At 32.4% G+C, this 26,099-nt stretch carries 26 protein-coding genes; 16 read left to right on the top strand and 10 right to left on the bottom strand.

Features of this window, described 5'->3' with window-relative positions; genetic code table 11:
* Nucleotides 1–257: 257 nt before the first annotated feature.
* From sarA to sroA, 5 genes are all read right to left on the bottom strand, one after another.
* Complete coding sequence (gene sarA / locus AC1RRU_RS08120; protein WP_011276540.1) at nt 258–632, bottom strand: global transcriptional regulator SarA; 375 nt, start codon at nt 630–632, stop codon at nt 258–260.
* A gap of 323 nt (nt 633–955) precedes the next feature.
* A complete protein-coding gene (locus tag AC1RRU_RS08125) occupies nt 956–1,882 on the bottom strand; it encodes an efflux RND transporter periplasmic adaptor subunit (protein WP_037538111.1) in 927 nt (308 codons plus the stop codon).
* A 149-nt stretch (nt 1,883–2,031) separates the two neighbouring features.
* The gene (locus tag AC1RRU_RS08130; protein WP_011276538.1) at nt 2,032–2,958 is read right to left on the bottom strand and encodes a DMT family transporter; all 927 of its coding nucleotides are present in this window, start codon (nt 2,956–2,958) and stop codon (nt 2,032–2,034) included.
* A 301-nt stretch (nt 2,959–3,259) separates the two neighbouring features.
* Nucleotides 3,260–3,481, bottom strand: a complete 222-nt coding sequence (locus AC1RRU_RS08135) for a DUF2922 domain-containing protein (protein WP_049426484.1) — start codon at nt 3,479–3,481, stop codon at nt 3,260–3,262.
* Between the two features lie 34 nt (nt 3,482–3,515).
* The gene (sroA, locus tag AC1RRU_RS08140; protein WP_011276536.1) at nt 3,516–3,722 is read right to left on the bottom strand and encodes a sigS mRNA-stabilizing protein SroA; all 207 of its coding nucleotides are present in this window, start codon (nt 3,720–3,722) and stop codon (nt 3,516–3,518) included.
* 142 nt (nt 3,723–3,864) lie between these two features.
* Here sroA and AC1RRU_RS08145 point away from each other — a divergent pair, with 142 nt between their 5' ends.
* From AC1RRU_RS08145 to AC1RRU_RS08180, 8 genes are read left to right on the top strand one after another with little or no spacing between them, the layout of a single operon-like run.
* Entirely contained in the window at nt 3,865–4,422 is a 558-nt protein-coding gene (locus AC1RRU_RS08145; RefSeq protein WP_011276535.1) for a tyrosine-type recombinase/integrase, read from the top strand.
* Nucleotides 4,423–4,450: 28 nt separating this feature from the next.
* The gene (locus tag AC1RRU_RS08150; RefSeq protein WP_011276534.1) at nt 4,451–6,853 is read left to right on the top strand and encodes a DUF4040 family protein; all 2,403 of its coding nucleotides are present in this window, start codon (nt 4,451–4,453) and stop codon (nt 6,851–6,853) included.
* The gene (mnhB2, locus tag AC1RRU_RS08155) at nt 6,840–7,265 is read left to right on the top strand and encodes a Na+/H+ antiporter Mnh2 subunit B (protein WP_011276533.1); all 426 of its coding nucleotides are present in this window, start codon (nt 6,840–6,842) and stop codon (nt 7,263–7,265) included. Before AC1RRU_RS08150 ends, mnhB2 begins: the two co-directional genes overlap by 14 nt.
* Nucleotides 7,262–7,612 carry a Na+/H+ antiporter Mnh2 subunit C gene (gene mnhC2, locus AC1RRU_RS08160; protein ID WP_011276532.1) on the top strand — a complete coding sequence of 117 codons (351 nt, stop codon included), beginning with the start codon at nt 7,262–7,264 and terminating at the stop codon, nt 7,610–7,612. The genes mnhB2 and mnhC2 overlap by 4 nt, the downstream gene beginning before the upstream one ends.
* Complete coding sequence (mnhD2, locus tag AC1RRU_RS08165; protein ID WP_011276531.1) at nt 7,602–9,101, top strand: Na+/H+ antiporter Mnh2 subunit D; 1,500 nt, start codon at nt 7,602–7,604, stop codon at nt 9,099–9,101. Before mnhC2 ends, mnhD2 begins: the two co-directional genes overlap by 11 nt.
* On the top strand, nt 9,098–9,580 hold the full coding sequence (mnhE2, locus tag AC1RRU_RS08170; RefSeq protein ID WP_011276530.1) for a Na+/H+ antiporter Mnh2 subunit E: 483 nt from the start codon (nt 9,098–9,100) through the stop codon (nt 9,578–9,580). The genes mnhD2 and mnhE2 overlap by 4 nt, the downstream gene beginning before the upstream one ends.
* Nucleotides 9,577–9,879, top strand: a complete 303-nt coding sequence (gene mnhF2 / locus AC1RRU_RS08175; RefSeq protein ID WP_011276529.1) for a Na+/H+ antiporter Mnh2 subunit F — start codon at nt 9,577–9,579, stop codon at nt 9,877–9,879. The genes mnhE2 and mnhF2 overlap by 4 nt, the downstream gene beginning before the upstream one ends.
* The gene (locus AC1RRU_RS08180) at nt 9,854–10,369 is read left to right on the top strand and encodes a Na+/H+ antiporter subunit G (protein WP_011276528.1); all 516 of its coding nucleotides are present in this window, start codon (nt 9,854–9,856) and stop codon (nt 10,367–10,369) included. Before mnhF2 ends, AC1RRU_RS08180 begins: the two co-directional genes overlap by 26 nt.
* Nucleotides 10,370–11,228: 859 nt before the next feature.
* Here the strand turns inward: AC1RRU_RS08180 and AC1RRU_RS08185 are convergent.
* Both AC1RRU_RS08185 and AC1RRU_RS08190 read right to left on the bottom strand, forming a co-directional pair.
* On the bottom strand, nt 11,229–11,468 hold the full coding sequence (locus AC1RRU_RS08185; RefSeq protein ID WP_011276526.1) for a DUF3923 family protein: 240 nt from the start codon (nt 11,466–11,468) through the stop codon (nt 11,229–11,231).
* 98 nt (nt 11,469–11,566) lie between these two features.
* A complete protein-coding gene (locus AC1RRU_RS08190; protein ID WP_011276525.1) occupies nt 11,567–12,808 on the bottom strand; it encodes an ArgE/DapE family deacylase in 1,242 nt (413 codons plus the stop codon).
* A 379-nt stretch (nt 12,809–13,187) separates the two neighbouring features.
* Between AC1RRU_RS08190 and AC1RRU_RS08195 the strand changes: the two genes are divergently transcribed.
* Together AC1RRU_RS08195 and AC1RRU_RS08200 are read left to right on the top strand one after the other, a co-directional pair.
* Nucleotides 13,188–15,230, top strand: coding sequence for a cation:proton antiporter (locus tag AC1RRU_RS08195; RefSeq protein ID WP_011276523.1), 2,043 nt, complete (start codon nt 13,188–13,190; stop codon nt 15,228–15,230).
* Between the two features lie 172 nt (nt 15,231–15,402).
* Complete coding sequence (locus AC1RRU_RS08200) at nt 15,403–16,050, top strand: metal-dependent transcriptional regulator (protein ID WP_011276522.1); 648 nt, start codon at nt 15,403–15,405, stop codon at nt 16,048–16,050.
* A 70-nt stretch (nt 16,051–16,120) separates the two neighbouring features.
* Here AC1RRU_RS08200 and AC1RRU_RS08205 read toward each other — a convergent pair whose 3' ends face one another.
* Entirely contained in the window at nt 16,121–16,864 is a 744-nt protein-coding gene (locus tag AC1RRU_RS08205; RefSeq protein WP_048667962.1) for a M50 family metallopeptidase, read from the bottom strand.
* A gap of 220 nt (nt 16,865–17,084) precedes the next feature.
* On the opposite strand from AC1RRU_RS08205, the gene tarA reads away from it, so the two are divergent.
* Nucleotides 17,085–17,849 (top strand): N-acetylglucosaminyldiphosphoundecaprenol N-acetyl-beta-D-mannosaminyltransferase TarA, encoded by a 765-nt coding sequence (gene tarA / locus AC1RRU_RS08210; protein ID WP_011276520.1) that lies wholly within the window; start codon nt 17,085–17,087, stop codon nt 17,847–17,849.
* A gap of 94 nt (nt 17,850–17,943) precedes the next feature.
* On the opposite strand, the gene tagH is transcribed toward tarA, so the two are convergent.
* The gene (tagH, locus tag AC1RRU_RS08215; RefSeq protein ID WP_049426487.1) at nt 17,944–18,738 is read right to left on the bottom strand and encodes a teichoic acids export ABC transporter ATP-binding subunit TagH; all 795 of its coding nucleotides are present in this window, start codon (nt 18,736–18,738) and stop codon (nt 17,944–17,946) included.
* A gap of 324 nt (nt 18,739–19,062) precedes the next feature.
* On the opposite strand from tagH, the gene AC1RRU_RS08220 reads away from it, so the two are divergent.
* From AC1RRU_RS08220 to tagD, 4 genes are all read left to right on the top strand, one after another.
* Nucleotides 19,063–19,875 carry an ABC transporter permease gene (locus tag AC1RRU_RS08220; RefSeq protein ID WP_049426488.1) on the top strand — a complete coding sequence of 271 codons (813 nt, stop codon included), beginning with the start codon at nt 19,063–19,065 and terminating at the stop codon, nt 19,873–19,875.
* Nucleotides 19,876–19,985: 110 nt separating this feature from the next.
* The gene (gene tarB / locus AC1RRU_RS08225) at nt 19,986–21,074 is read left to right on the top strand and encodes a teichoic acid glycerol-phosphate primase TarB (RefSeq protein ID WP_049426489.1); all 1,089 of its coding nucleotides are present in this window, start codon (nt 19,986–19,988) and stop codon (nt 21,072–21,074) included.
* Nucleotides 21,071–22,135 (top strand): glycosyltransferase family 2 protein, encoded by a 1,065-nt coding sequence (locus tag AC1RRU_RS08230; protein ID WP_049426490.1) that lies wholly within the window; start codon nt 21,071–21,073, stop codon nt 22,133–22,135. The genes tarB and AC1RRU_RS08230 overlap by 4 nt, the downstream gene beginning before the upstream one ends.
* 99 nt (nt 22,136–22,234) lie before the next feature.
* A complete protein-coding gene (gene tagD, locus AC1RRU_RS08235) occupies nt 22,235–22,633 on the top strand; it encodes a glycerol-3-phosphate cytidylyltransferase (protein ID WP_016930898.1) in 399 nt (132 codons plus the stop codon).
* 274 nt (nt 22,634–22,907) lie between these two features.
* Here tagD and pbp4 read toward each other — a convergent pair whose 3' ends face one another.
* The gene (gene pbp4 / locus AC1RRU_RS08240; protein WP_016930899.1) at nt 22,908–24,200 is read right to left on the bottom strand and encodes a penicillin-binding protein PBP4; all 1,293 of its coding nucleotides are present in this window, start codon (nt 24,198–24,200) and stop codon (nt 22,908–22,910) included.
* A gap of 140 nt (nt 24,201–24,340) precedes the next feature.
* Here pbp4 and AC1RRU_RS08245 point away from each other — a divergent pair, with 140 nt between their 5' ends.
* The gene (locus AC1RRU_RS08245) at nt 24,341–26,068 is read left to right on the top strand and encodes an ABC transporter ATP-binding protein (protein WP_016930900.1); all 1,728 of its coding nucleotides are present in this window, start codon (nt 24,341–24,343) and stop codon (nt 26,066–26,068) included.
* The last annotated feature ends 31 nt before the right edge of the window (nt 26,069–26,099 follow it).

Raw genomic sequence — 26,099 nt, forward strand, 5'->3', positions numbered from 1 at the left:
ACAAAAAAAGAGATTAAACAACCTAAGGTTGCTTAATCTCAATATTTGGACTCATCAGTCCGATTTGACGTAGAGCCTAATATATTAGATAAAAACATTTTAATTTAAAATACATTTGTAATACGTCATATGATATACAAAAAAGCCAGTAAGTGAAATTTACGAATTTCATTTACTGGCTTTGTTATTTAAAATTAATATCTCAGAGTTATAAATTCATATCGAAAACGAATAGAATTAGAAAAGCCACAAAGAAATTATAATTCAGTTTCTTTGTTAGCTTCTTCGATACGAGTATTTACTTTATTTAATAATGAATCGATTTTTTTACGTTGTGTACTATTTACGAGAATTAATACAGTTCTTTCATCGTGTTCATTACGTTTTTTATCAAAATAATCTTCTTGAGATAAATTTTTCACTGCTTTAACTACTTGTGGTTGTTTATAGTTTAAGTGATTAATAATATCTTTTAAATAATATTCATCTTCTTTACTTTGACTAATATATGTTAAAACTGCGAATTCTTCAAAGCTAATTGAAAATTCTTTTTTAATGATGTTTTTTAATTTATCTGCGTATGTGATCATTGCTAATAATTCGAAACAATCATTGATTTTTGAAATTGCCATTTTGAAACCTCCCCAACTAATTGTGCGCTTTTTCTATTTTGCCCGTTAAATTATATATAACGTCTTATAATAGTTAAAATTACTTAAATAATTTAGATTAAAAGAATTTTATTAAATTAATTTAATGCTATATTATTTATTTAATTATAACTAAATGAAATTAAGAAGTAAACAAAAAAGTACTTAATAAAACAATGTTTTGATTATTAAATTCTTTGTTTGAATTTCAAAGCAATTTATAAAAATCAATTAATTAAGAACAATTATTATTTCGCTCTATATAATAAATTTTAATATGAATATACAATTGCAAAACATCACTGCTATTTTTGAAGTAGTGATGATGAAGGATTAACAATCACTTTATCTCCAATATTTAATCCATTGGATACCATAATATACCCATTTTTTTGACTTTTAGTATATTCTATTCTTCTTTTAATAATTTTGTTATTTTGTGTAATTAAAACATAATAATTATCATAAATTGAACTTATAGGTAGTTCTATTTTAGAAGTTCCAACATCGATATCAAAGTGGCGTCCAAGAGGGTATTGATCTTGAGTCGAAATATCTACTTGATAAATTGATTCACCTTTTTCTACTTTATAAGGGATTTGAATGATAGAAAGAATTTTACCAGTAAATAATTTGGAGTGATTTCTTGTAACGTTTACATCTTGATTCGCTTTAATATGTTCCAATTGAGATTCAGTTATATTAGCACGAATAATATGTTTTTCGCTATTAATTTGCATTATTTTTGTATTTAATTTAGAAGGATGTGCTTCTAGGATAGTTACTTTTCCAGAAATAGGGGAATTAATGCGTGTTTGAAGTCGACTTTGGAGTTCTAATATTTGGCTGTTTAGCGTTAACTGTTGACTAATTGATTGTTTCGGCGAATGGTTGATAAGTGAGGATAGGGCCTTCTTTTTAGCTACAATAAGCTTTTCAAGGGGCGGATTGTAATACTCTAATAAAGGTGTATCAGAATGGATGATTTCATCATTTTTGACAAGTAAGGAAGAAACATTTCCTAAAGATGGATTGAAATATAAAGTGAAACTTTCTTGAGGTTGTTGTTCTCCAATGAATGAGAGAGAGTATTGAGGTTTTGCAGTAATGGTTTCTATTTTAGATGTGTCAGGTTCTGTTGGTATTTTTGCATAAATATAACATACAAAGGATATGACGAGGAGGATAAGCGTGGCAATTAAAATTCTTAACGGGGTAAAAAATGTCTTCAATAAGATCACCTCTATAAAATTTTTATACAACTATTATACAATGGCGATATAACGAATATGTGTAATATCGTATAAATAAAAAAATGTCTTCTCAATTACTAAGAAAAGAAGACATTTTAAATAAAGATAACAATATATTGTTGTAAAAATTAGAAGAGGCGTAACAAAATAATTCCTATAGCTATGGCAATTAGCCCACTAAACTTGCGAAGTGTTATTGGATTCTTGCGAACGCCTAAACCGAAATGATCAATGATAACACCCATTAACATTTGACCTAACATTGCGACAATAGTTGTCAGTGCTGCACCTAAAAACGGCATCAGAATTATATTTGATGTGACAAATACAACGCCTAGAACACCACCAATAAAATGTATTGGCTTGATTTTACCGATATCAGGGTGTGTGATTTTAATTTTAAGACTTCTGTTAAATATTAACGTTAAAATAAATAATGCTAATGTACCAACAGTGAAAGATACGAGTGCGGCAAATAGCGAATTATGCATTTGCTGAGCTAGACCACTGTTAATTGTTGTTTGTAATGGTGGCGCAAACCCAAATATAAAGCCGATGATAAGCCAAACATAAAACATATGATTTGTTTTTTCTTGGAGTTTATTTTTAGGTATATAGTTCATTAATAAGATACCGAAGAATAGGATTATGATACCTACTGCTTTTAGGAAAGTAAACGAATGATTGCTTGCGCCAAGTAGTCCGAAAGTATCTATGAAGACCCCCATGATGATTTGACCAGCTACTGTCATGACAACAGTTAACGCTGCGCCTAAACGAGGCAGTAATAATAAGTTTCCTGTTAAGAAACAAACACCTAGTAGACCACCAACCCACCAATGATAGTCAATTGTATGTCCACTATAAAATGAACCATCAAATAATTTAGGATTAAAAATCATATTTAAAATAAATAAAAATAGTGTACCTACGAAAAATGAAATGGTAGATGCATAAAAAGATGATTCAGTATATCGTCCAAGGCGAGAATTGATTGAGGTTTGGATTGGGACCATCATACCAGCCACAATACCGAGTATAAATAAAAATGCCACGATAGACCCCCTATATTTTCTTTCATAACTAAAGCAACATTATTATACGCATTTTAGTTTCCGATTTCAAAATACGAATATCAACGCGTTTTACTAATGGTGGGCTCAGAATATAAATTATTGAAGTATTAATTATAAAAAAAGAAGCTAGGACAGAATTCTTCATCCTAGCTTCGCAAGGTTGACTAGAAGTGAGAAAAGCTTGATTTAAGCGTCTTGTCAGTTTAGTCATCTATTACGAATATACGCAGTAGTCATGAAACATTTTTTTGTCTCACACTCATTGAAACATCAGAATGTGTTATTTAGTTTCAAATAGAGTAGTACTCGTAACGTCTATTAATTTAGCAGAAGTGGCTTTAATAGGTGTGCCAGCTGTAGGTTGTAGAATATTAAGTTTAATAATATTATCCATAGCAACTTTAGCATCAGCCTCAGATACAGCAACGTTAACTTGTGGGAATTGCAATTTAGCAGTTTTATTTAAATTTGTTTTAAAAGCAAGTTCTAAAGTCTTTGACATGTAGAATACCTCCTTTCTTAATTTTTAAGTTAAATTAGGCTAAAACTTGTGTTTTAACCACCTCAACTTTATCGAATGTTTCATTAATCAGATGTGCAATGATATTGACGAATGATCTGATTTCTGAATCTGTGGCTTTAGTGTTTAAGTTAGTAAAACGACGTTTTGTTTCTTTCGCTTTACCACTTGCGTCGTGAGTGATATGCGTACAAACAACAGATAATTGTGAAATTTCATTCATATGTTTGTCACCTCCTTTCACTCTATATATCGAAATCCATTCAAAAAAGGGACACATTTATTTAAAGAAATTTGAGCAAAAACATTTAATGTTACTAAAATATGGTTTATCATTAAATAAGAAACTTTTATGAGGTGGATAGATGAATCAAGTTGAACCGATCAGAAATAAAGATGATATAAAAAAGATGTATGATGTATTAAAAAAGAAATCTGATAGAGATTATCTTTTATTTAAATTAGCTATACATACGGGTATACGTTTAACAGATTTATTAAATCTAAAAGTGAAAGACGTCAAAATGATTGATCAAGATGAAATAAAATCATCTTGGATTGAGTCATGTGCGCCTGCAATCAAAATCTTGTTACCAAACGATTTACGTGAAGAGGTTAGAAGATTTATTGAATATAATAAGCTTATGGATGATCATTTATTATTCCAATCGATAAGAACACATAAAGAGTTATCTAGACAACAAGCTTACCGAATCATTCATCATGCCGCTGAAGAGTTAGGTTTGTGTCATATTGGATTGACCACTTTACGAAAAACATTTGCTTATCATGCTTATCAATCGGGTATTTCTATTGCAATCATACAAAAATATTTAGGTCATCAGACAACTCAAGAAACGGTGAAATTTATCGGGTTGTCTGCCGATGATGAACTTCATACAATTATCGCTTTAAATTTATAATTGATTTTTACTGAAAAGGAGGCTTTTGATGAGCTTAGTATATTTATTAGGTGGACTAATAGTTATTATGCTAATCGTCTTAATGACGCTGTTTATTAAGTCATTGAGACGGTTCGCTGGATATATTGCTTTGTTAGCACCTATTTTAGCTTCGGGATATTTCTTAGCCCAAATTCCTAATGTTCTACATGGAAAATTTGTAGAATTTAAAATTCCATGGATGCCCGCTATTGATGTTAATCTGGATTTTCGATTAGATGGTCTAGGATTAATGTTTGGATTAATTATCTCCATTATAGGGGTGGCAGTATTCTTCTATGCTACTCAATATTTATCTGTTAATAGAGATAACTTACCGCGTTTCTTCTTATATTTATTGTTATTCATGTTTAGTATGTTAGGTATTGTAGTCTCAAATAACACTATCTTAATGTATGTTTTCTGGGAATTAACAAGTGTATCGTCATTCTTATTAATTTCATACTGGTATAGCAATGCCGAAAGTCAATTAGGCGCCATTCAGTCATTTATTATCACTGTTTTAGGTGGTTTAGCCTTATTAACAGGATTCATTATGTTGTATATCATTACTGGTACAAATACGATTTCAGAATTACTTACTCAAAGTCATAGCATTAGTGAACATGCTCTATTTATACCAATGATGATAATGTTGTTAATAGGTGCATTTACGAAATCAGCTCAATTTCCATTCCATATTTGGCTACCTAAAGCCATGGCTGCACCAACCCCTGTAAGTGCCTATTTACACTCAGCTACTATGGTTAAAGCTGGTATCTTTTTACTATTTAAATTCACGCCTATCTTAGGTTTAAGTGATAGTTATATTTATATTGTTACTTTTGTAGGTTTGATTACAATGATATTTGGCTCTGTAACGGCCTTAAGACAATATGATTTAAAAGGTATCTTAGCGTATTCAACAATTAGCCAATTAGGAATGATAATGTCGATGGTTGGTCTAGGTGGAGGTATTGCGCAACATTCATCAGGTCCAATGGCAGAGACGTATACATTAATTTTATTCGCCGGTTTATTCCATTTAATGAATCACGCCATATTTAAATGTGCTTTATTTATGGGTGTCGGAATCATTGATCATGAAGCTGGTACGAGAGATATTCGCCGATTAAGTGGAATGCGTAAATTCTTCCCTAAAATGAATTTAGTTATGACACTTGCTGCGTTATCAATGGCAGGTGTGCCGTTGTTAAATGGTTTCTTAAGTAAAGAGATGTTCTTCGATTCTCTAGTTAGCGCAATCGAACTTCAACAATTTGGTTTAACGTTAACGATTATTGTTGTAGCTATTGGTGTTATAGCAAGTATCTTTACTTTTGTGTATGCAGTTTACATGCTTAAAGAAACTTATTGGGGAGAATTTGACGAAAAGAAAGTGCCGAAGAAACATATTCATGAACCTTGGTTGTTCAGTTTACCTGCAATAATTTTAATGGTTATGATACCAATCATTTTCTTTATTCCCAACTTTTTCACTGAGCATTTAGTATTGCCAGCACTACGAAATGTTACCAATTTGGGTAGTAGCGTAGATGCAATAGCACCGCATGTTTCTCAATGGCATGGTGTTAATTTGCCACTCATTTTCAGTGTGATTGTTATTATAGTTGGTCTCATTTTAGCGTTAAAAGTAAACTGGAAAGCTATTACGCATCAAGTCATTAAATACGCTTCTATTACAAATTCTTATCGCAATGTGTATCGAGGATTTGAACGTTATTCAGGTCAAATGATTCGAGGTTTAATGAATAACAGATTAAACCATTACAATATTATAACGGTTCTTATTTTCTCTATATTAATTGCATATGGCATATTCCAAGTAGGTTTGCCAAAGTTACATCAAATAGAAGTTTCAGAATTTGGTCCATTGGAAGTTATTTTAGGCATTATGATTAGTGTTGTCGGTATAGCGTTAGTGTTTATTCGACAACGTTTAACAATGGTCATTTTAAATGGCATTATTGGTTACAGTGTTGCATTATTCTTCTTATTAATGAGAGCACCAGATTTAGCGTTAACTCAATTAGTAGTAGAAACAATTACGACCATTCTCTTTATTGTAAGTTTCTCTAGATTGCCAAATATCGCTCGTACAACAGCGAACATGAAAAAAGAAACAATCAAAATTATCGTATCATTTATTATGGCTGGAGCCGTAGTAACGCTCATATTTATTGCGCAACAAGGTGATGGTCTAGAGTCAATTTCTAAATATTATACGAATGCCTATGAATTGACTGGTGGTAAAAATATTGTAAATGCTATTTTAGGAGATTTCAGAGCCTTAGATACAATGTTTGAAGGTATCGTCTTAATTATTGCCGGTTTAGGTATTTATACATTATTACATTACAAAGATAGGAGGGGCCAAGATGAAAGAAAATGATGTTGTGTTAAGAACCGTTACTAAAATCGTCGTATTTATTTTATTAACATTCGGCTTTTATGTTTTCTTTGCGGGACATAATAATCCTGGTGGCGGTTTTATAGGTGGTCTTATCTTTAGTTCGGCCTTTATCCTAATGTTCCTAGCTTTTGATGTACATGAAGTATTAGAAAGTTTACCTATTGATTTTAAAAAGTTAATGATTGTTGGTGCCATAATCTCAGCACTTACTGCAATCGTTCCGGTTTTCTTTGGTAAATCGTTCCTATACCAAAGTGAAGCATACATCCATTTTCCATTATTAGGTGAATTACATGTAACGACAATTACATTGTTTGAATTAGGGATACTGTTAACGGTTGTCGGCGTCATCGTAACAATTATGTTGGCCTTGAGTGGTGGTAAATCATGAATTTAATATTATTACTTGTGATAGGATTTTTAGTATTTATAGGGACGTACATGATACTATCACTCAACTTAATTCGAATTGTTATAGGTATTTCGATTTATACGCATGCGGGAAATCTAATTATTATGAGTATGGGTCATTATAGTAATAAGATGACTGAACCTTTAATTCACGGCTCTAATACTAATTATGTGGATCCATTATTGCAGGCTATTGTTTTAACTGCGATCGTTATCGGATTTGCAATGACTGCCTTCTTACTAGTATTAGTTTATCGAACATACCGTGTTACTAAAGAAGCAAATATTGATGTATTAAGAGGAGAGGAGGATGAAAATGAACAGTAATTTATTAGTCCTTCCAATCCTATTACCATTGTTATGTGCATTAGTCCTTGTTTTTACTAAAGAGAAGAACAGGCTTTCAAAAATTTTGTACATTGGAACAATGTCTGTTAATACAGTTATTTCATTATGTTTATTGATATACGTCTTGCAACATAAACCCATCACGCTTGATTTTGGTGGTTGGGCAGCACCTTATGGTATCCAATTCTTAGGTGATTCACTGAGTTTAGTTATGGTTACAGTAGCGTCATTTGTTGTGACACTCATTATGTCATACGGATTTGGTCGTGGGGAAGATCGTGTTAATCGATACTACTTGCCTACTTTCATCTTATTCTTAACAACAGGCGTTATTGGCTCTTTCTTAACATCTGATTTATTTAACCTGTATGTAATGTTTGAAATCATGTTACTAGCTTCATTTGTATTAGTAACGTTAGGACAATCTGTCGAACAATTAAGAGCAGCCATTATTTATGTTGTATTGAATATCGTAGGATCATGGTTATTCTTGCTAGGTATTGGTTTATTATACAAGACGGTTGGAACATTAAACTTCTCACAAGTTGCTTTACGCTTAGATCAAATCCATGATAATAAAGCTATTATTATTATTTCAATTGTATTTATAGTGGCCTTTGGTTCGAAAGCAGCCTTAGTACTATTTATGTGGTTGCCTAAAGCTTATGCAGTGCTCAACACTGAACTTGCCGCTTTATTTGCAGCGTTAATGACGAAGGTAGGTGCATATGCACTCATTCGCTTCTTTACACTTCTATTTGATCAACATACGGGTGTGACACATCCATTGTTAGTATTTATGTCATGTATCACAATGCTGATAGGCGCTTTCGGTGTTATTGCATATCGTGATATTAAGAAAGTGGCTTCATATCAAGTTATATTATCGATAGGTTTTGTCATTTTAGGTTTAGGTTCCAATACCTTTGCAGGTGTACATGGTGCTATCTTCTATCTAGCGAATGACATTATTGTGAAGACAATGTTGTTCTTTATTATAGGTAGTTTAGTTTATATGTCTGGTTACCGCGAATATAAATATTTATGTGGATTAGCTAAGAAAGAACCATTTTTTGGTGTTGCATTTGTTGTTATGATATTTGCGATTGGAGGCGTACCGCCATTTAGTGGTTTCCCAGGAAAAGTACTCATCTTCCAAGGTGCGATTGAAAATGGTAACTTCATTGGCTTAGCATTAATGATTATCACAAGTCTATTAGCAATGTATAGTCTGTTTAGAATTTTATTTATTATGTACTTTGGAGACAATGATGGTGAACAGGTTGATTTCAATCCGCTACCTAAGCACCGTAAAACGATTCTGGGTATATTAGTTGCAGTCGTACTTGCAATGGGTATTGCAGCGCCAGTTGTGATGAATGCTACTGAAAATGCAACAAAATTGAATATGGATGATAATTATTTCCATAGCATTGTCAATTCACATTTGAAGGAGGGGAATAAATGAGACAAGTTGTATTGAACATATTAATCGCATTTTTATGGGTACTGTTTCAAGATGAAGACTCATTTCAATTCTCTACCTTCGTATCTGGCTTCATCATTGGTTTAATAGTAATTTATATATTACATCGTTTCTTTGGGCAAGCTTTTTATCCTAAGAAGATATGGATTGCTATTAAGTTCTTAGGCGTGTATTTATATCAATTAATTACTTCTAGTATTAGTATTATTAATTACATTTTATTTAAAACGAGACATATGAATCCAGGGTTATTAACATATGAAACGAATTTAAAAAATGATTGGGCAATTACGTTTTTAACTATTCTAATCATTATTACGCCTGGTTCAACAGTTATTCGTATTTCGAAGACTACCAATAAATTCTTTATACACAGTATAGATGTTTCAGAAAAAGAAAAAGAAAGTCTGCTTAAAAGCATAAAACAATATGAAAACTTGATTACGGAGGTGTCACAATGATTGAAACGCTCACGAATTTTTTTATTACAAGTGCATTAGTATTATTTGGCATAGCGTTCATAATTGGATTATTCCGTTTAATCAAAGGACCTACTACAGCTGATAGGGTTGTGGCGTTCGATGCTTCCAGTGCTGTCATCATGTGCATTATAGGTATAGTTAGTGTTATTTATAATACTGTTTCATTCCTTGATTCCATAATGCTTGTTGCAATTATTTCATTTGTAAGTTCTGTATCTATTTCTAGATTTATAGGGGGAGGTCGAGTATTCAATGGCACAAATAAACGAAATCATTGAGTTGATTGCCGCGCTCCTTATATTTCTTGGTAGTATCATTGCTGTCATTAGTGCAATTGGAATTGTAAAATTTCAAGATGTCTTTTTACGAAGCCATGCATCTACTAAGAGTTCTACGCTATCTGTCTTACTAACATTAGTGGGTGTGTTAATTTACTTTACGAATGAACAAAGCTTCTTTAGTGTTAGGTTATTACTATCAATTGTTTTTATTAATTTAACATCGCCAGTTGGTATGCATTTAGTTGCCAGAGCAGCCTATCGTACAGGTGCATACATGTATCGTAAGGATGATGCACCAAGTCGATCTTCCATTTTATTAAGTTCTAAAGAATACAATTCTACAGAAGAACTTAAAAATCGAGCTCGAATTCGAGAAGAGCGTCGTGAAAAAATTTATTACGATGTTCAAAAGCAGCGACAGAAAGAAAAACAGCAAGAAGAAAATATCGAAAGTTTATCGGAAGCTAGAAGAGAAACTAAAGATTGATTAAATCAATGAGATTGAACATGAATGAGTAATAGTTAAAACTACTACTTTGAAATGCTCAATCTCATTTTTTTAAATTTATATAAGAGACCAGTGTCATTAACATGGTCAATATACTTAAATAAATGTAAAGAAGTAGGAAAGGTATAGGTGATGTAGCGATTATAAAATGAACAACCAATAATAAGATTGGCGTTACTAAACTAAGTAATAAAAATAGCAAGTCCATATAAGACCAGTGTTTCGTTGTAAAAAGATAAAAGATTTCTAAAAGCCATATAATCGGAAATAAAACTGGGTACGCAATTATAGACGGGACAAACACAACCATTTGTGCCAATGCATTCTCGCCTTCAAGTTCAGACAATGGTGGCAGAAATAATGTCCAAAAGAACAAAGTTGCAATCATTAGTAAAAAAGAGCATATAAGAAGAACTAATTTAAATTTATTCATAATAAATGACCTCTATATAATATGACATGGATTTTATTCTAATTCGTATCTATTTCTTTTGCTAATCTTTGATGCATAAAGTACTTAATTTATTTGAAATCCTTCATTTCATAATATTTAGGAACATACATTCTTTACACCCCTTATTTAAGATAATAAGTATATTAAAAGTAGACAGTTGTATTTTTATATTATTTGTTGAATCATACCCTATTTCTAATGATATAAGTAAATTCATAAGAAAAAATTAGTGAAACAATTTAAAATATAAAAAGGAAAATGTAAAAAGAAGAGGGTTCAGAACAAGGTTGATTAAATAAAAAGAGGAGGGAGTTGGACAGAATGTTTAGATTCATTGTCCTACTCCCTCAAATCTACTTAATTTGCGTTAACTTAATAAACAATCTAAATTGTTACTTGTTTGCGTTTTGAATAAATGAGATTAATAATTAGCCATACGATTTGTATCAAGAATGGAATTAGATATGCTAATCCCAATACAGCAATATTAATCCATTTGACTTCGGTAGTTTGTATGACACCTGCTGCATCTACAGATCGTTGCCAAAGTAAAAATGCAAATCCAAAAAAACTTAAAACTTCAAACACACTTATTATCCACCAAAAAATCCATGAAATTTTCATGATATCCTCCTATGAATGTAAGACTCAACTAAAGGATAACATACACGTTTAAACATAAAGTTTTCTCAGTATAAATATTAGTTTAAGATGACCGCTAGTTACTTATATTCATTTAAATAAGTTATAAGCAATTCCTTATAGTAATCGATAAAACGAAGATATTTCTCTTTTTCGACATATTCATTTATTTGATGAGGTGCTGTTCCTGGTCCAAACATTAGGAAAGAAAAGTGTTCATCTTTATCGCGCAATAAATTGGAAGCATCTGTTACACCAACGGTTGGTGATGCGACAATATCCTCTCCAAATATTTGTTTAGCTACGCGTTGCCCAATCTTAATTAATGGATTATCTCCAGTTGTTAATACTGGATCTAAATCTAAGTATAAATCTTCTTCTAACTGTCCGCCTTGCTTATTAACTTCTTCTAAATACGTTTTGAATAGTGATTTAACTTTTTCGTTATCAAATTCTGGAATCGTTCTAATATTAAATTCAGCAGTTGCAGTATCAGGAACTGAATTGACTTGGTTCCCACCATGTAAAATGGTATTACTAATGACAAGTCCAGAAATCACACGTTCAACTTCTTCTTCATCTAGATTGTTTTCTTGTTGTAACTGTGATTGAATGCGTTTGATAAGATGTGAGAAATCTAGCTTTTCGCTATTTAATTCTTTCGAAATACGGTCATATTCTGTATCGATATCTTGTATGAATTGAATTAATGGTTTAATTGCATTAAATCCTACGACAGGTACAGAGCTGTGTGCGGCTTTTCCTTTAGAAGTGATTTTATAATCCATTGATCCTTTATGAGCATAAACAATATTCGTTTCAGATGGTTCGGCAATTATCAAAGCATCAACATTATTCATATAACCTTTCTTATACAATTGTGCGGAACCAAGTTGTTCCTTTTCTTCGCCGGCAGTTGCCATGAATTTTATCGTGCCATGAGGTAGTGCATCGTTTTCTTTCAGCTCAATCATCGCAATAGCTAAAGCCATAAGTCCAGATTTCATGTCTGAGGTACCACGACCGTATAATCGATTATCTTTTTCAGTCATTTGAAATGGTGGATAGTCCCAATCGTTTTGATCACCTTCCGATACAACATCCATGTGACCTGAAATTGCTACAACTGGACTACCACTGCCGATAGTAGCAATTAAGTTAGCACGTTTACCTTCAATAACATCAATTTCTGCGTTAATATGATGCGCTTCAAATAAGTCCTTCAAATAAGTTGCAACTTCAATTTCATTATCATTCACCGAATTAATTTCTACGATATCTGACAATAATTTGAGTTTTTCCTTTTCTGAAAATGTATTCATGATTTAACTCCTTAAAATAGAAATTTTTATACGGTTAAAATTTTAGTAAAGATTAAAAATACGTCAACTAAATTAATCTTCCGTTTATAAAAGAAGAGGAAGGACCGCTATTTCAAACCATTACTGAATTTTATTGTAATAGGGAATGAAATGTATGTATGGTTTGGAAATAGGTTACAACGGCTTCAATTTAATTAAAATGGTTTAGAAATGAATGCAAGTTAGTTAATTCATTGTAACTTTAATGGTAAAATTATAATTAACCGATTGTGAGTTTAAGATGTATTTTATCAGGATATAAATAGACATCAAACTTATTTTTATATTAGGCAAGTCTTATTTCTCCAATTAAATATGAAGTATAAAATGGGGTGGAAGTTTGGAAATATTTGAAACGATTCTCATATTTCTAGCCGTAGTTATTGTAAGCTCCTTTGTTCATACTTTTTTACCCAAAGTGCCTCTGGCATTCATTCAAATTGCTTTAGGAATGCTCCTCTTTTTAACGCCAGTACCTGTAGAATTTAACTTCGATTCGGAACTCTTTATGGTAGCAACGATTGCACCGTTACTTTTTGTGGAAGGTGTTAACGTTTCGAGAGCTCATTTACGTCGTTATATTAAACCAGTGATGTTAATGGCCCTAGGACTTGTTATTACAACTGTTATTGGTGTAGGTCTATTTATTCATTGGATTTGGCCGACACTTCCTATTGGTGCAGCTTTTGCCGTAGCCGCAATATTATGTCCAACTGATGCTGTGGCAGTGCAAGCTATTACAAAAGGTAAGGTTTTACCTAAAGGTGCTATGACTATTCTTGAAGGTGAATCGTTACTTAATGATGCAGCAGGTATCATCTCATTCAAAATAGCGGTAGGTGTTTTAATTACTGGTTCATTCTCACTATTTGAAGCGGTGCAACAATTTCTAATCGCGTCAATCGGTGGTGCGATTATTGGTTTACTTATTGGTATCGCGCTTGTTAGATTCCGTTTAACACTTACAAGACGTGGCATAGAAAATATTAATATGTTTACTTTTTTACAACTATTAACGCCATTTGTTACGTATCTTGTTGCTGAAATGTTTCATGCGTCAGGTATTATTGCTGCCGTTGTAGCAGGTTTAGTTCATGGCTTTGAACGTGATCGTATCGCTCAAACACGTACTCGACTTCAAATGAGTTACAATCACACTTGGAACATTCTAGGATATGCATTGAATGGTTTTGTTTTTTCAATATTAGGATTTTTAGTTCCAGAAGTAATTGGAAATATTGTAAAAACTGAACCACACAATTTATTGTTCTTAGTTGTGATAACAGCACTCGTTGCGTTAGCGGTATACTTATTTAGATTTATATGGGTGTATGTGCTCTATCCTCTATTCTATTTATCTGTCAGTCCTTTCCAAAAATTAATGAATGAAGAAGGGGAGGACAAGAAGAAAGAGAAACCACCTAAACGAAGCATGTATGCGCTTATCATGACACTATGTGGCGTGCACGGAACTATTTCGTTAGCAATCGCATTAACATTACCATACTTTTTAGCAGATCATCATGCGTTTACATATCGTAATGATTTACTATTTATTTCATCAGGTATGGTTATTATAAGTCTTGTGATTGCACAAGTTGTATTGCCGTTTGTAACATCTAGTGCACCTAAGGCTAAGATTGGAAGTATGAATTTTAAAGAAGCTAGAATATATATTCTTGAACATGTCATAGATTACTTGAATCATCATTCATCATTTGAAACAAGTTATCGTTATGGTAATGTCATTAAAGAATATCACGATAAATTAACGTTCTTGAAATCTGTTGAAAAGGATGATGAGAACTCAAAAGAACTCGAAAGATTACAGAGTTTAGCATTTAAGGTTGAAACGAAAACACTAGAACGACTTGCCGATGATGGTGAAATAACTGCGAGTGTATTAGAAAACTACATGCGTTATGCAGAACGTACACAAGTGTATCGTCAAGCGTCATTGATACGTCGTATGATTGTTGGTGCGAGAGCTGTACTATTAAAACGTCGTATACGTACACGTACCAATGCGGCATCATCATTAAGTGTTACTGATAACTTAATGGAACTTTCTAAAATCAATAAGATTGTTCATTATAATGTTGTGAGTCGTCTTGTAGATGAAGCGAATGAAGATAACAAATTAGAAGTTGGTATGATTTGTGACGGTTATCTTATGAGAATAGATAACTTATCGCCATCTAATTTCTTTAATACGCGAGCCGAAGATTCAATTACGAAGATAAAATTAAATGCTTTAAGAGAACAACGCCGTGTTTTATCTAGTTTAACTGACGATGGTGAGATTACTGAAAGTACGGCATTGAAATTAAGAGAAGCGATAAACTATGATGAAATGGTTATCGTTGATAGCTTAACTGATTAACATAATAAATATGAATGAAGATATAATAGAGTGAGGTATGGATAATGAATTCAAATGGAATTCTATCCTATCCTCTCTTTTTTTATTAAGGTACGGTTTGTTTAAATAAGGTGAATAACATTCGTTATCAATTCATGATACAATAAAGTGAATGTATGGGTGAGGTGAAATGATGTTAACTGAAGAAAAAGAGGATTATCTAAAAGCAATATTAGCCAATGAAGGAGATACATCCTTTGTCTCAAATAAAAAGTTATCTCAGTACTTAAATATAAAACCTCCTTCAGTTAGTGAAATGGTTGGACGCTTGGAAAAGGCTGGTTATGTTGAAACGAAACACTATAAAGGTGTGAAACTCTCAGATGAGGGCTTGAAACATACGTTGGATATCATTAAGCGTCACCGCCTGTTGGAGTTATTTTTAATAGAAGTTTTACAATATAATTGGGAAGAAGTCCATCAAGAAGCGGAAATTTTGGAACATCGCATTTCAGATTTATTTGTAGAACGCTTGGATAAGATACTTGATTATCCTGAAACATGTCCACACGGTGGTATTATCCCTAGAAATCAGCATTTTGAAGAGAAATTCACGGTATCTTTATTAGAATTTGAACCTGGTGATAAAGTGACGATTAAGCGAGTACGTGATAAGACCGAACTTCTGGTATACCTTTCTAGCAAAAATATTTCAATTGGAAATGATGTTGAGATCGTAACTAAAGATGAAACAAATAAAGTAATGATTTTGAAACGAAATGATATTGTAACGATACTAAGTTATGATAATGCAATGAATATTTTTGCAGAGCATGTTTAAATCAGATAATAAAATCTCCAATAAAGGGTTCAATAATACCTTTTTATTGGAGATTTTTTGAATGAATTTATTAAATTGTAAAGATAAGCATTAAGTATATCGTAAATATGTTAATCGCTATCCATAATGTACTGAATAAGAAAGTTGGTATGCGTGTAAGTTCTGTCAATGTGCGTCCATCCCAACTTGGAATTGGTCGCTGAAAAGTCAGTTTGAATATCGTCCAACTTGATTGTAAAACCTCACCTAATAAGACACCTAGTATAAGGTGATAAATAAATGTGACTAGATAATAAAATAATAATTGATTATCATGTTGTACTAAGAAGTATAGAAGTGCAATAAATAAAATTAGTACAAGGATAGGTGATAGTTTGCGTGATGTAAGTATTAAAAAATAAATGAAAATGATGATATAAGCGCTTAAGAACAAACTAGTGTGACCATAATACGCAGCACTTAGACCAATTAAAAGCATTAATGGAGGCATAATATAGCCACCTAGAGTTGTAATGAATTGTCCAATGAGCCCCTTGGATTGGGTAATAGCATAGCCTTGTTGCATCGTTTGAAGTCGTTCCGAAGGCCGTGTGACGATGACTAAATCTTTTGCGCGTCCACCACTGATTTTATTGAATAATACATGACCGAATTCATGTGTAAGTACAGGAATATAGTTTAAATAAACATCTAAATATTGATTGAATTGACGATGTCTATTTTGATGAATCATAATATAGATAATTGCTATAATACAGATTAAATATATATTTAAATTAATAGTTGTAGTAAAAAAGTTTTCTAAATAGACCATAGTTGACCTCGTCGAGTGTAAGATTATAGTATTTATTATAAAGTAAATTTGATGATTTAGCGTTTAGACTTTAGATGTATCTTTTAATGAGAGAACTTTAAAAAAAGAAGATAAATCATTTGAAAATATATTTAGACAACTACATAGTTATTTATTATGATTCTATTTTCATATAATATATGCATATGAAAATTGTTTAGACAGTAAGGAGATTACTTAAATGCATGATCAAAAAGAGACAACAGCGACTAAAGTGGATATTTTAGGTGTTCAATTTAATAATGTAACCATGTTAGATATGATTGAACATGTCAAAACATTTTTCACACAAGAGACTGAGGATAATTTGTTTATCGTGACAGCTAATCCAGAAATCGTTGATTATGCGTCAGAGCATAGTACTTATAAACAGTTAATTAATAGTGCGGATTTTGTTGTCCCGGATGGCACAGGTGTTATTAAAGCATCAAATCGTTTGGGAACACCGTTAAAACGACGTGTGCCTGGCATTGAATTAATGGAACATTGTTTAAAGATTGCCCATACAAATTATCAAAAAGTATATTTACTTGGTGCCAAAAATGAAGTAGTCACACTAGCACATAAAAATTTACAACACAAATACCCTCAGGCGCAATTCGATTACCATCATGGTTATATAGATTTAAATGATGAGACGGTAATCAAGCGCATAAAACGTTTTGATCCTGATTATATATTTGTAGGGATGGGTTTCCCTAAACAAGAAGAGTGGATTCAAAAACATCGACACACCTTTAAAAGAACTGTAATGATGGGTGTGGGCGGCTCATTTGAAATATATAGTGGCACAAAAAAACGCGCACCTAAACTATTTATTAAATTAAATATTGAATGGGTATATCGTTTATTAATCGATTGGAAACGTATTGGACGTATGCGTAGCATTCCTAAGTTTATGTTTAAAGTTTTTAAAGTACAACGAAAAATGAAAAAGAAAAAATAAGTATCTATTCTGATACTAATTATTTTAAATATGGAGAAGGCGGATTCAAGTCGAGAGGACTGAATCCGCCTTTAAATTTTTATCTTGATTATCGCTATTTAACAATAAAGCGTTTTTCATCTAAACCTTTGCGAAATGCTTTTTGATCAGCTTTTGATTTTTTCTTGAAGTCCTTTAAGAATTGCTCATATTTAGGAAGTACCTCTTCTAATTCTCCGTACTCTTTGAGCTTTCCGCCTTCAATCCAAGCAATTTTAGTACAGAACTCTCGAACTTGACGGATGTTATGACTAACGAAGAATATCGTTTTGTTGGCTTCTTTGAATTCATAAATTTTGTCTAAGCATTTTTGTGTGAAAGTTTGGTCCCCAACGGATAATGCTTCATCAATAACTAAAATATCAGGGTTGATTGTAACGTTAATTGAGAATCCTAATTTAGCACGCATACCACTTGAATAATTTTTAACAGGTTGATGAATAAATTCGCCTAATTCACTAAATTCTATTACTTGAGGCATAAGTTGTTTAATTTCTTTTCTTTTGAACCCCATACATAACATTTTAAATTCGATATTTTCCACACCAGTCAAACGACCGTTAAGGCCTGCATTGATTGCGATGACACTCACTTCACCGTTGCGTTCAATATTGCCTGAAGTAGGTGAGATTGAGCCACCAATCATATTACTTAATGTAGATTTACCTGAGCCGTTGATGCCGACTAAACCGATGACATCACCTTCGTGTGCTGTGATAGAGACATCATCTAAAGCGAAAAATGTATTATTTTTATTTTTAGGGATTAAGGCATCTTTAATGCGTTCTTTATTATTGCGATAAATGCGATATTCTTTTGTCACATTTTTGATATTTACAGATACGCTCATGATAATTCCTTCCTTATCAATACTTATATAGATTATAATACATCATACAATAGTTGTTAAATTTATTAACCTAGTGTAAAGTGTATAAGAGATTTTGTATAACTTTTTGTAAACAATAAGTAGATTTTACTTTTTTTATAAAATGAAGTCCATAGTTATGATCTTATTTTATAGTAATCTACTTTACAATATATAATAATATGATGCGTACGTAATAATTATATTAAACTTTTGAGAAAATGTTATATATAATGTAGTTATCCGAATCATTAATAAATACGTTAATACATTGTATATATTTAATTGAAAGCGTGGTTAATTTCAATGTCGGCAGTAGGATCTGTTTTTAAAGAACACATCAAGAATTTTTACTTAGTGCAAAGACTTGCACAATTTCAAATTAAAATAACGAATACGAATAACTATCTTGGCGTAGCATGGGAATTACTGAATCCAGCATTACAAATCATGGTTTATTGGTTCGTATTTGGTATGGGAATCAGAAGTAACCAGCCTGTTCACGGTATACCTTTTATTTATTGGTTGCTAGTAGGGATTAGTATGTGGTTCTTCGTCAATCAAGGTATTTTAGAAGGAACGAAATCGGTAGCGATGAAATTTAATCAAGTAGCAAAGATGAACTTCCCGCTCTCTATTATACCGACGTATACGGTAACCAGCCGATTTTATGGTCATATAGGATTATTGTTAATTATCATTGGCATTTGTATCGTTAATGGTATTTACCCTTCGATTCATATTGTACAATTATTGATTTACGTACCACTTACATTCTTCTTTACGGCGTCAGTTGCATTATTCACATCGACGCTTGGCATTATTGTACGTGATACGCAAATGATTATGCAGGCCTTGCTAAGAATTCTATTCTATATGTCTCCAATACTATGGGTGCCTAAAGATTCAGGTATTGGTGGAACAATTGGTGAAATCATTAAATTTAATCCAGTCTATTTCTTGGCAGAATCATATCGTGCTGCAATATTATTCCACGAATGGTACTTTATTGAACATTGGAAATTATTACTATATAACGTTATCGTTATTTTAATATTCTTCGTATTAGGTTCAATTTTACATCGTAGATATCGTGATCATTTCGCAGATTTCTTATAATTTTAAAGTCCTTGATAAATGTAGAAGCGTTTATCAAGGATTTTGTATATTCAGTACATCGGGTAGTTTTGATTTATAATTTTTATATTGAAAATATGAGAGGTAAACGTATGCGACTAATTATAAAAAAAGTATATATGTTGATGATTGCATTATTGAACTTCATTTTTAAAGGAAAATCCGTAGACAAACAACGTATCACTGTTCTAATGACGTTCCCTGAAGATGTCATGCCAATTATTAATGACTTAGATAGTAAGGGTTACAATATCACTGTGATTGCGAAGGTTGAAGAACAATATAGGCTAGAACATCTTAACCATATTACTTTTATACCTGCAGGAAATAAACATATCGTCAAACATATCAGAGCGTTGAGTCGTTCAAAAGTCATTGTCATTGATACGTATTATTTAATGCTAGGTGGTTATTCTAAGAAACACTCACAAACGATTATTCAAACGTGGCATGCATCAGGTGCCCTAAAAAATTTCGGTTTAACCGATCATCAAGTTGATTTAACTAACAACACAATGGTTAAGCAATACCAGCGTGTATATCATGCAACAGATTATTATCTTGTTGGTGGAAAAGAGATGGGGGAATGTTTTAAGGCCTCATTTGGTGCTACTGAATCACAAATGTTGCCACTTGGTTTACCTCGTTTAACCCACTATTTAAAATTCAATCTTAAGGCCGAGCAAGAACGTTTGAAAAAACTTTATAATATTCATAAAACGTTAGTTGTCTATGTTCCAACGTATCGTGAAGGTTCAGAAAATAATAGACACATAGATGTTGAACGATTTGAGCAAGCTTTGCCTGAGTACACATTGATTAATCAACTACATCCATCAATTTCGCAACGTCAATCTGTAGCGACAACTCAGGAATTGATGATTATGGCGGATATCATTATTAGCGATTATAGTTCATTACCTATTGAGGCAAGTTTGCTAGATAAACCGACATTGTTTTATGTGTATGACGAAGAAAAATATGATAAAATTCGTGGCTTAAACCAATTTTATAAAGCCATTCCTCAACGATATAAAGCAACGACTGAGGAAGAATTGATTGTAAAAATTAAAAATGATGTCGCGCTGTTTGAACCATTATTTAAACATTGGCATAAATATAATAGTGAAGCAAGCGTTCAACGTGTTACAGAATTTATTGAAAAGATGGTGGAAAAATGAAAATAGCTATCATAATTCCTGTATATAATGCAGAAAATACAATACGTAGGGCAATCAAATCGATTGATACAACGCATGAAGTTGAGATTATTTGTGTGAATGACGGCTCTACAGATCATTCAAGGCATGAACTTACGCAATTGCAAAAAGAAGTTAAAAATATCATGATTTACAATCAAGATAATCAAGGTGCAGCTGCAAGTAGAAACTTTGGATTAGCTGCAATGTCTGATGACGTGGAAGCATTTATGTTTTTAGACGCAGACGATCAGTTTCTACCGGGAAGACTTGATAAAATGATTGATTATTATGAGCGTAATCAAGAAGTCGATATCGTTATAGGGCAAATTGGAAGAGGCGTTCATGGAGACTGGAAAATTGTACCTACACATGAAGAAATGAATCGTGAAGCATTAGTATCATTAGCACAAGCACCTGAAATCTTGCAATCTATTGGGCCAGGTGGAAAACTATTCAATTCTAAATTTAGTGCGTTGCGCTTTGATGAAGATGTTGTGTTCTGTGAAGAACATACCTTTATTACACGTGCTTATTTAACTGCACGTGATATACAATTATTACCGCTGATAATATATGGATATAATGAGCAAGAAGGTTCAATCACAGATAAACGAGCTGATACATTTATATCTTATATTGAAGATGCTCGACGAGTACGTCAGCGCGTCATGGAAATGCTACTTTTAACAAATGAGAAAGCATACTATAGTTATCGAATGGATGATTTAATTGTTAGTTATCTTATTCAAGCTTATTTATTAAAATGTAGTAAAGTTACACCTGAATTTATTGATAAGGTCACGCATTACATTAAAGATATGCAACATACGAACTACTCAGGCGATGCGTTGTTTAGAATCATTCAAGCAGTTGAGCAAGGTGCAACGCATTGGACGCGCGATACTTATGAGAAGTGGCGTCAAACACTTATTGATGTCGGTATTGGACGACCTGGATATTTCCGATTCAAAGCACAGGTCATGCCTAAGAAATTTGCATTTAATAGTAAACAGTCTCTCAAACGCCTTTTAAAGCTATAGTGTAATATGTCTTATATAATTAATGGTATGTAAATTTTATTTATGCTAAATTAAAGTTATGAAAAAATGTTAAAAATTATGTTAAGGAGATAGCGTTATATGAGAAGAGTTATTACTTACGGCACTTATGACTTATTACATTATGGTCATATTGAATTATTAAGAAGAGCGCGTGAAATGGGCGATTATTTAATTGTCGCTTTATCTTCAGATGAATTCAATCAAATTAAGAATAAAAAATCATATTATGATTATGAGCAACGCAAAATGATGTTGGAATCAATTCGTTATGTTGACTTAGTCATTCCTGAGAATGATTGGGGACAAAAAGAAACTGACGTAGATCGTTTTGAAGTAGATGTCTTTGTAATGGGACATGACTGGGAAGGCGAATTTGACTTCTTAAAAGACAAATGTGAAGTTGTATACTTAAAACGTACGGAAGGTATTTCAACAACTAAAATTAAACAAGAATTATATGGCAAAGATGCTAAATAATTAAGAATATGAGATTTAATCCTATTAAAAGGAGGTTGAGACAAGATAAAATGTCTCAACCTCCTTTATCATTTGGAAGTAGCTATCTGATTTGAAATCGCGCTTAAAACATGCTAGAAGCGGACAATGAATGTATTTTAATTTCTGTTCTGTGCGTCATTTTAAAGTAGATATAGTTTATTTCCACTAGGCGTCGTATAACAGCGCTATGTTATCGATTTGAGTATCACTTGAGTCTGAGACATTGTCTCAAACTAAATGCGTTTAATTGATGCTATTTGCGTTTAAATAATAAATGAATAATTGAACGTACAATAAGTATACATGCAATTGCTAATAACGCTAATGCTATAAAAGTGACAATTGGATGTTCTTTCCAAGTCGTTTGAGCAATAGTATTTGCTTTGTGTAATAAAGGTTTCGTTACGTCAACTTTAGGTGGTCCATCGTCCTTTGTAAGAAATTGACGATCATAATCAAGATGAACCTTACCATCTTTAATAATGAATTTGTAATCTTTTTGATTCATGTCTTTAGGCACTACATCGTATAAATTTTCTTTGACATAGTATGTTTTACCGTTTATTTTATGCGTACCTTTAGAAAGCACGTTTTTATAACGATATTGATCAAAAGAACGGTTCATCATTGCATTACCCATCATGTTACGCTGTTTTTCACCGCCTAAATTAACGTAATCTCCAGCGCCCATAATAACTTGGTTGATACGGAATTGCTTACGTTTAGTTGTTATCGTATGGTTATAATCTGCAACATCACTTGAACCTGTTTTTAATCCGTCAGTACCGGGCAAACTCATATCGGCACCTTCTAATGAATGGTTAAATGTATAGTATGTAACACCGTGTTGTGTTGGAGCAAGTTGCTTAGTGAAGTGTAGTATTTTCGGTGTTTCTTTAATGACATGATGATCTAGGATTGCGAAGTCCTTTGCAGTAGAAGTGGAATTGTCTTGATCTTTATATTTTGATGGTGCAAAATCTTTTAATTGTGAATTTTCGGCACCTGTTGGGTTAACGAAATGCGTATTTGACATACCTAGCGCTTTGGCTTTCTTATTCATTAAATCTGTAAAATCATTGACATTTCCAGAAACTTCATCAGCTAAAATTAAAGCAGCAGCATTACTAGAGTTAGAGACTGTAATTTGAAGTAACTCACTAATGGTATAAGTTTCACCAGGATATAATTTCGTATTACTTAATTCCGGTAATGTTGACATACGATAATGCTGATCCGTAATATGTACTTTGTCATTTAAAGAAAGTTCCCCTTTATTGATGGCTTCGAGTGTTAAATACATGGTCATTAACTTCGTCATTGAAGCAGGGTACCATTTTTGGTTAGATTGATAGTCATATAAAATTTGCCCGGTTTGACTAACATTAATACTACCCTCAGGTTGATAGGCATCTGTTACATTTGGGTAACCATATTGTCTAGCAATTTCGGTAGGTGTTGGCTCATATTCGGAAGCATATGTTTTAGGTGCTATAATAGCAATGGTTAACAATGCAACCAATATCATTGTAAAGCGTCGTTTCATTCTTATCTTTCCTTTTTCAAAATTTCAACTAAAATATTTTATCATATAAGTATGTTTATATGAATTTTTTTGCTAAAGCTTTATACTTGGAAAATGAGATAATTAAATTTTTAAAATGAATATTAAAAGAGGGCTAATTTATGAAAGGACAAAATCCATTATTTTTCTTATTTAAACGTTTGTCGTGGCCATATGGACTAATTATCGCGGCTATCATAATTTCTTCGCTAGGGAGTATTAGTGGTCTGTTAATTCCGCTATTTACCGGACGGCTGGTTGATAAATTCTCTACAAGTAGTATTAATTGGAATATCGTTCTATTATTTGCAGGTATATTTATTGCCAATGCACTATTAAGTGGTATAGGTATTTATTTACTAAGTAAAATTGGTGAAAAAATGATTTATGATATTCGATCCATATTATGGGGACATATCATTAAATTAAAGATGCCATTTTTTGATAAGAATGAAAGCGGACAGCTAATGAGTCGTTTGACAGACGATACAAAGGTTATTAATGAATTTATTTCACAGAAATTGCCACAATTACTACCAGCAGTTATAACGCTCATTGGGTCAATCGTCATGCTATTTATTATGGATTGGCAAATGACATTATTAACATTTATTGCTATTCCGATATTTATGGCGATCATGATTCCACTAGGACGTAAAATGCAAAAGATATCAATGAATACACAAACTGAAATTGCGAACTTTAGTGGGTTATTAGGACGTGTGTTAACTGAAATGCGATTAGTTAAAGTATCGAATACAGAGAAACAAGAGTTAAACAATGCGCATAGTAACTTACGTGAAATTTATAATTTGGGTCTGCGTCAAGCTAAAATTACTGCAGTGATTCAACCTATTTCAAGTGTAATTATGTTACTAATGATTGCAGTTATCTTAGGTTTCGGTGCGATAAGAATAGCAACTGGTGCTATTACAGCGGGTGCACTCATTGCAATGATTTTTTATGTGATGCAATTATCAATGCCATTAATGAATCTTTCAACATTAGTTACAGACTATAAAAAGGCAGTGGGTGCAAGTAGTAGGATCTTTGAAATTATGCAAGAACCTATTGAACCAATGGAAGATTTACAACCTATAGATCATATTTCAATCAACGATGGCGAATTGTCATTTGAAAATGTTGATTTCAAATATGATATCAAAACTATTCTTAGCAATGTATCTTTCCGTATTCCTCAAGGCGAGGTCAGTGCATTTGTTGGGCCATCAGGTTCAGGTAAAAGTACAATATTCAACCTGATTGAACGTATGTATGACATTGAATCTGGAGATATTAAGTATGGCACCCAAAGTATTTATGATGTACCTATCACAAATTGGCGTAATAAGATTGGTTATGTCATGCAATCGAATTCTATGATGAGCGGTACAATACGTGACAATATTTTATATGGTATAAACCGTGAAGTGTCGGATGAGGAATTGGTTAAGTATGCTAAGTTAGCGAATTGTCACGACTTTATTATGCAGTTTGATGATGGCTATGACACGTTAGTAGGTGAACGTGGTCTGAAGTTATCTGGAGGTCAAAGACAACGTATCGATATTGCACGCAGTTTTGTGAAAAATCCTGATATTTTATTATTAGATGAAGCTACCGCAAATTTAGATAGTGAGAGCGAACAAAAAATCCAAGAGGCATTAGAAATTCTTATGGAAGGAAGAACAACTATTGTTATTGCACATCGTCTCTCAACTATAAAAAAAGCAGGTAAAATCATTTTCCTAGATCAAGGTAAGGTAACGGGTGAAGGTACACATGCTGAATTAATGCAAAATCACGAAAAATACCATCAGTTTGTTACTACTCAAAATTTAACCGAGTAATGAATATTAGGTAGTTGGAACTTAAGTTTGT

The sequence above is a fragment of the Staphylococcus sp. GW821-FHT11H10 genome (genome assembly GCF_058807855.1).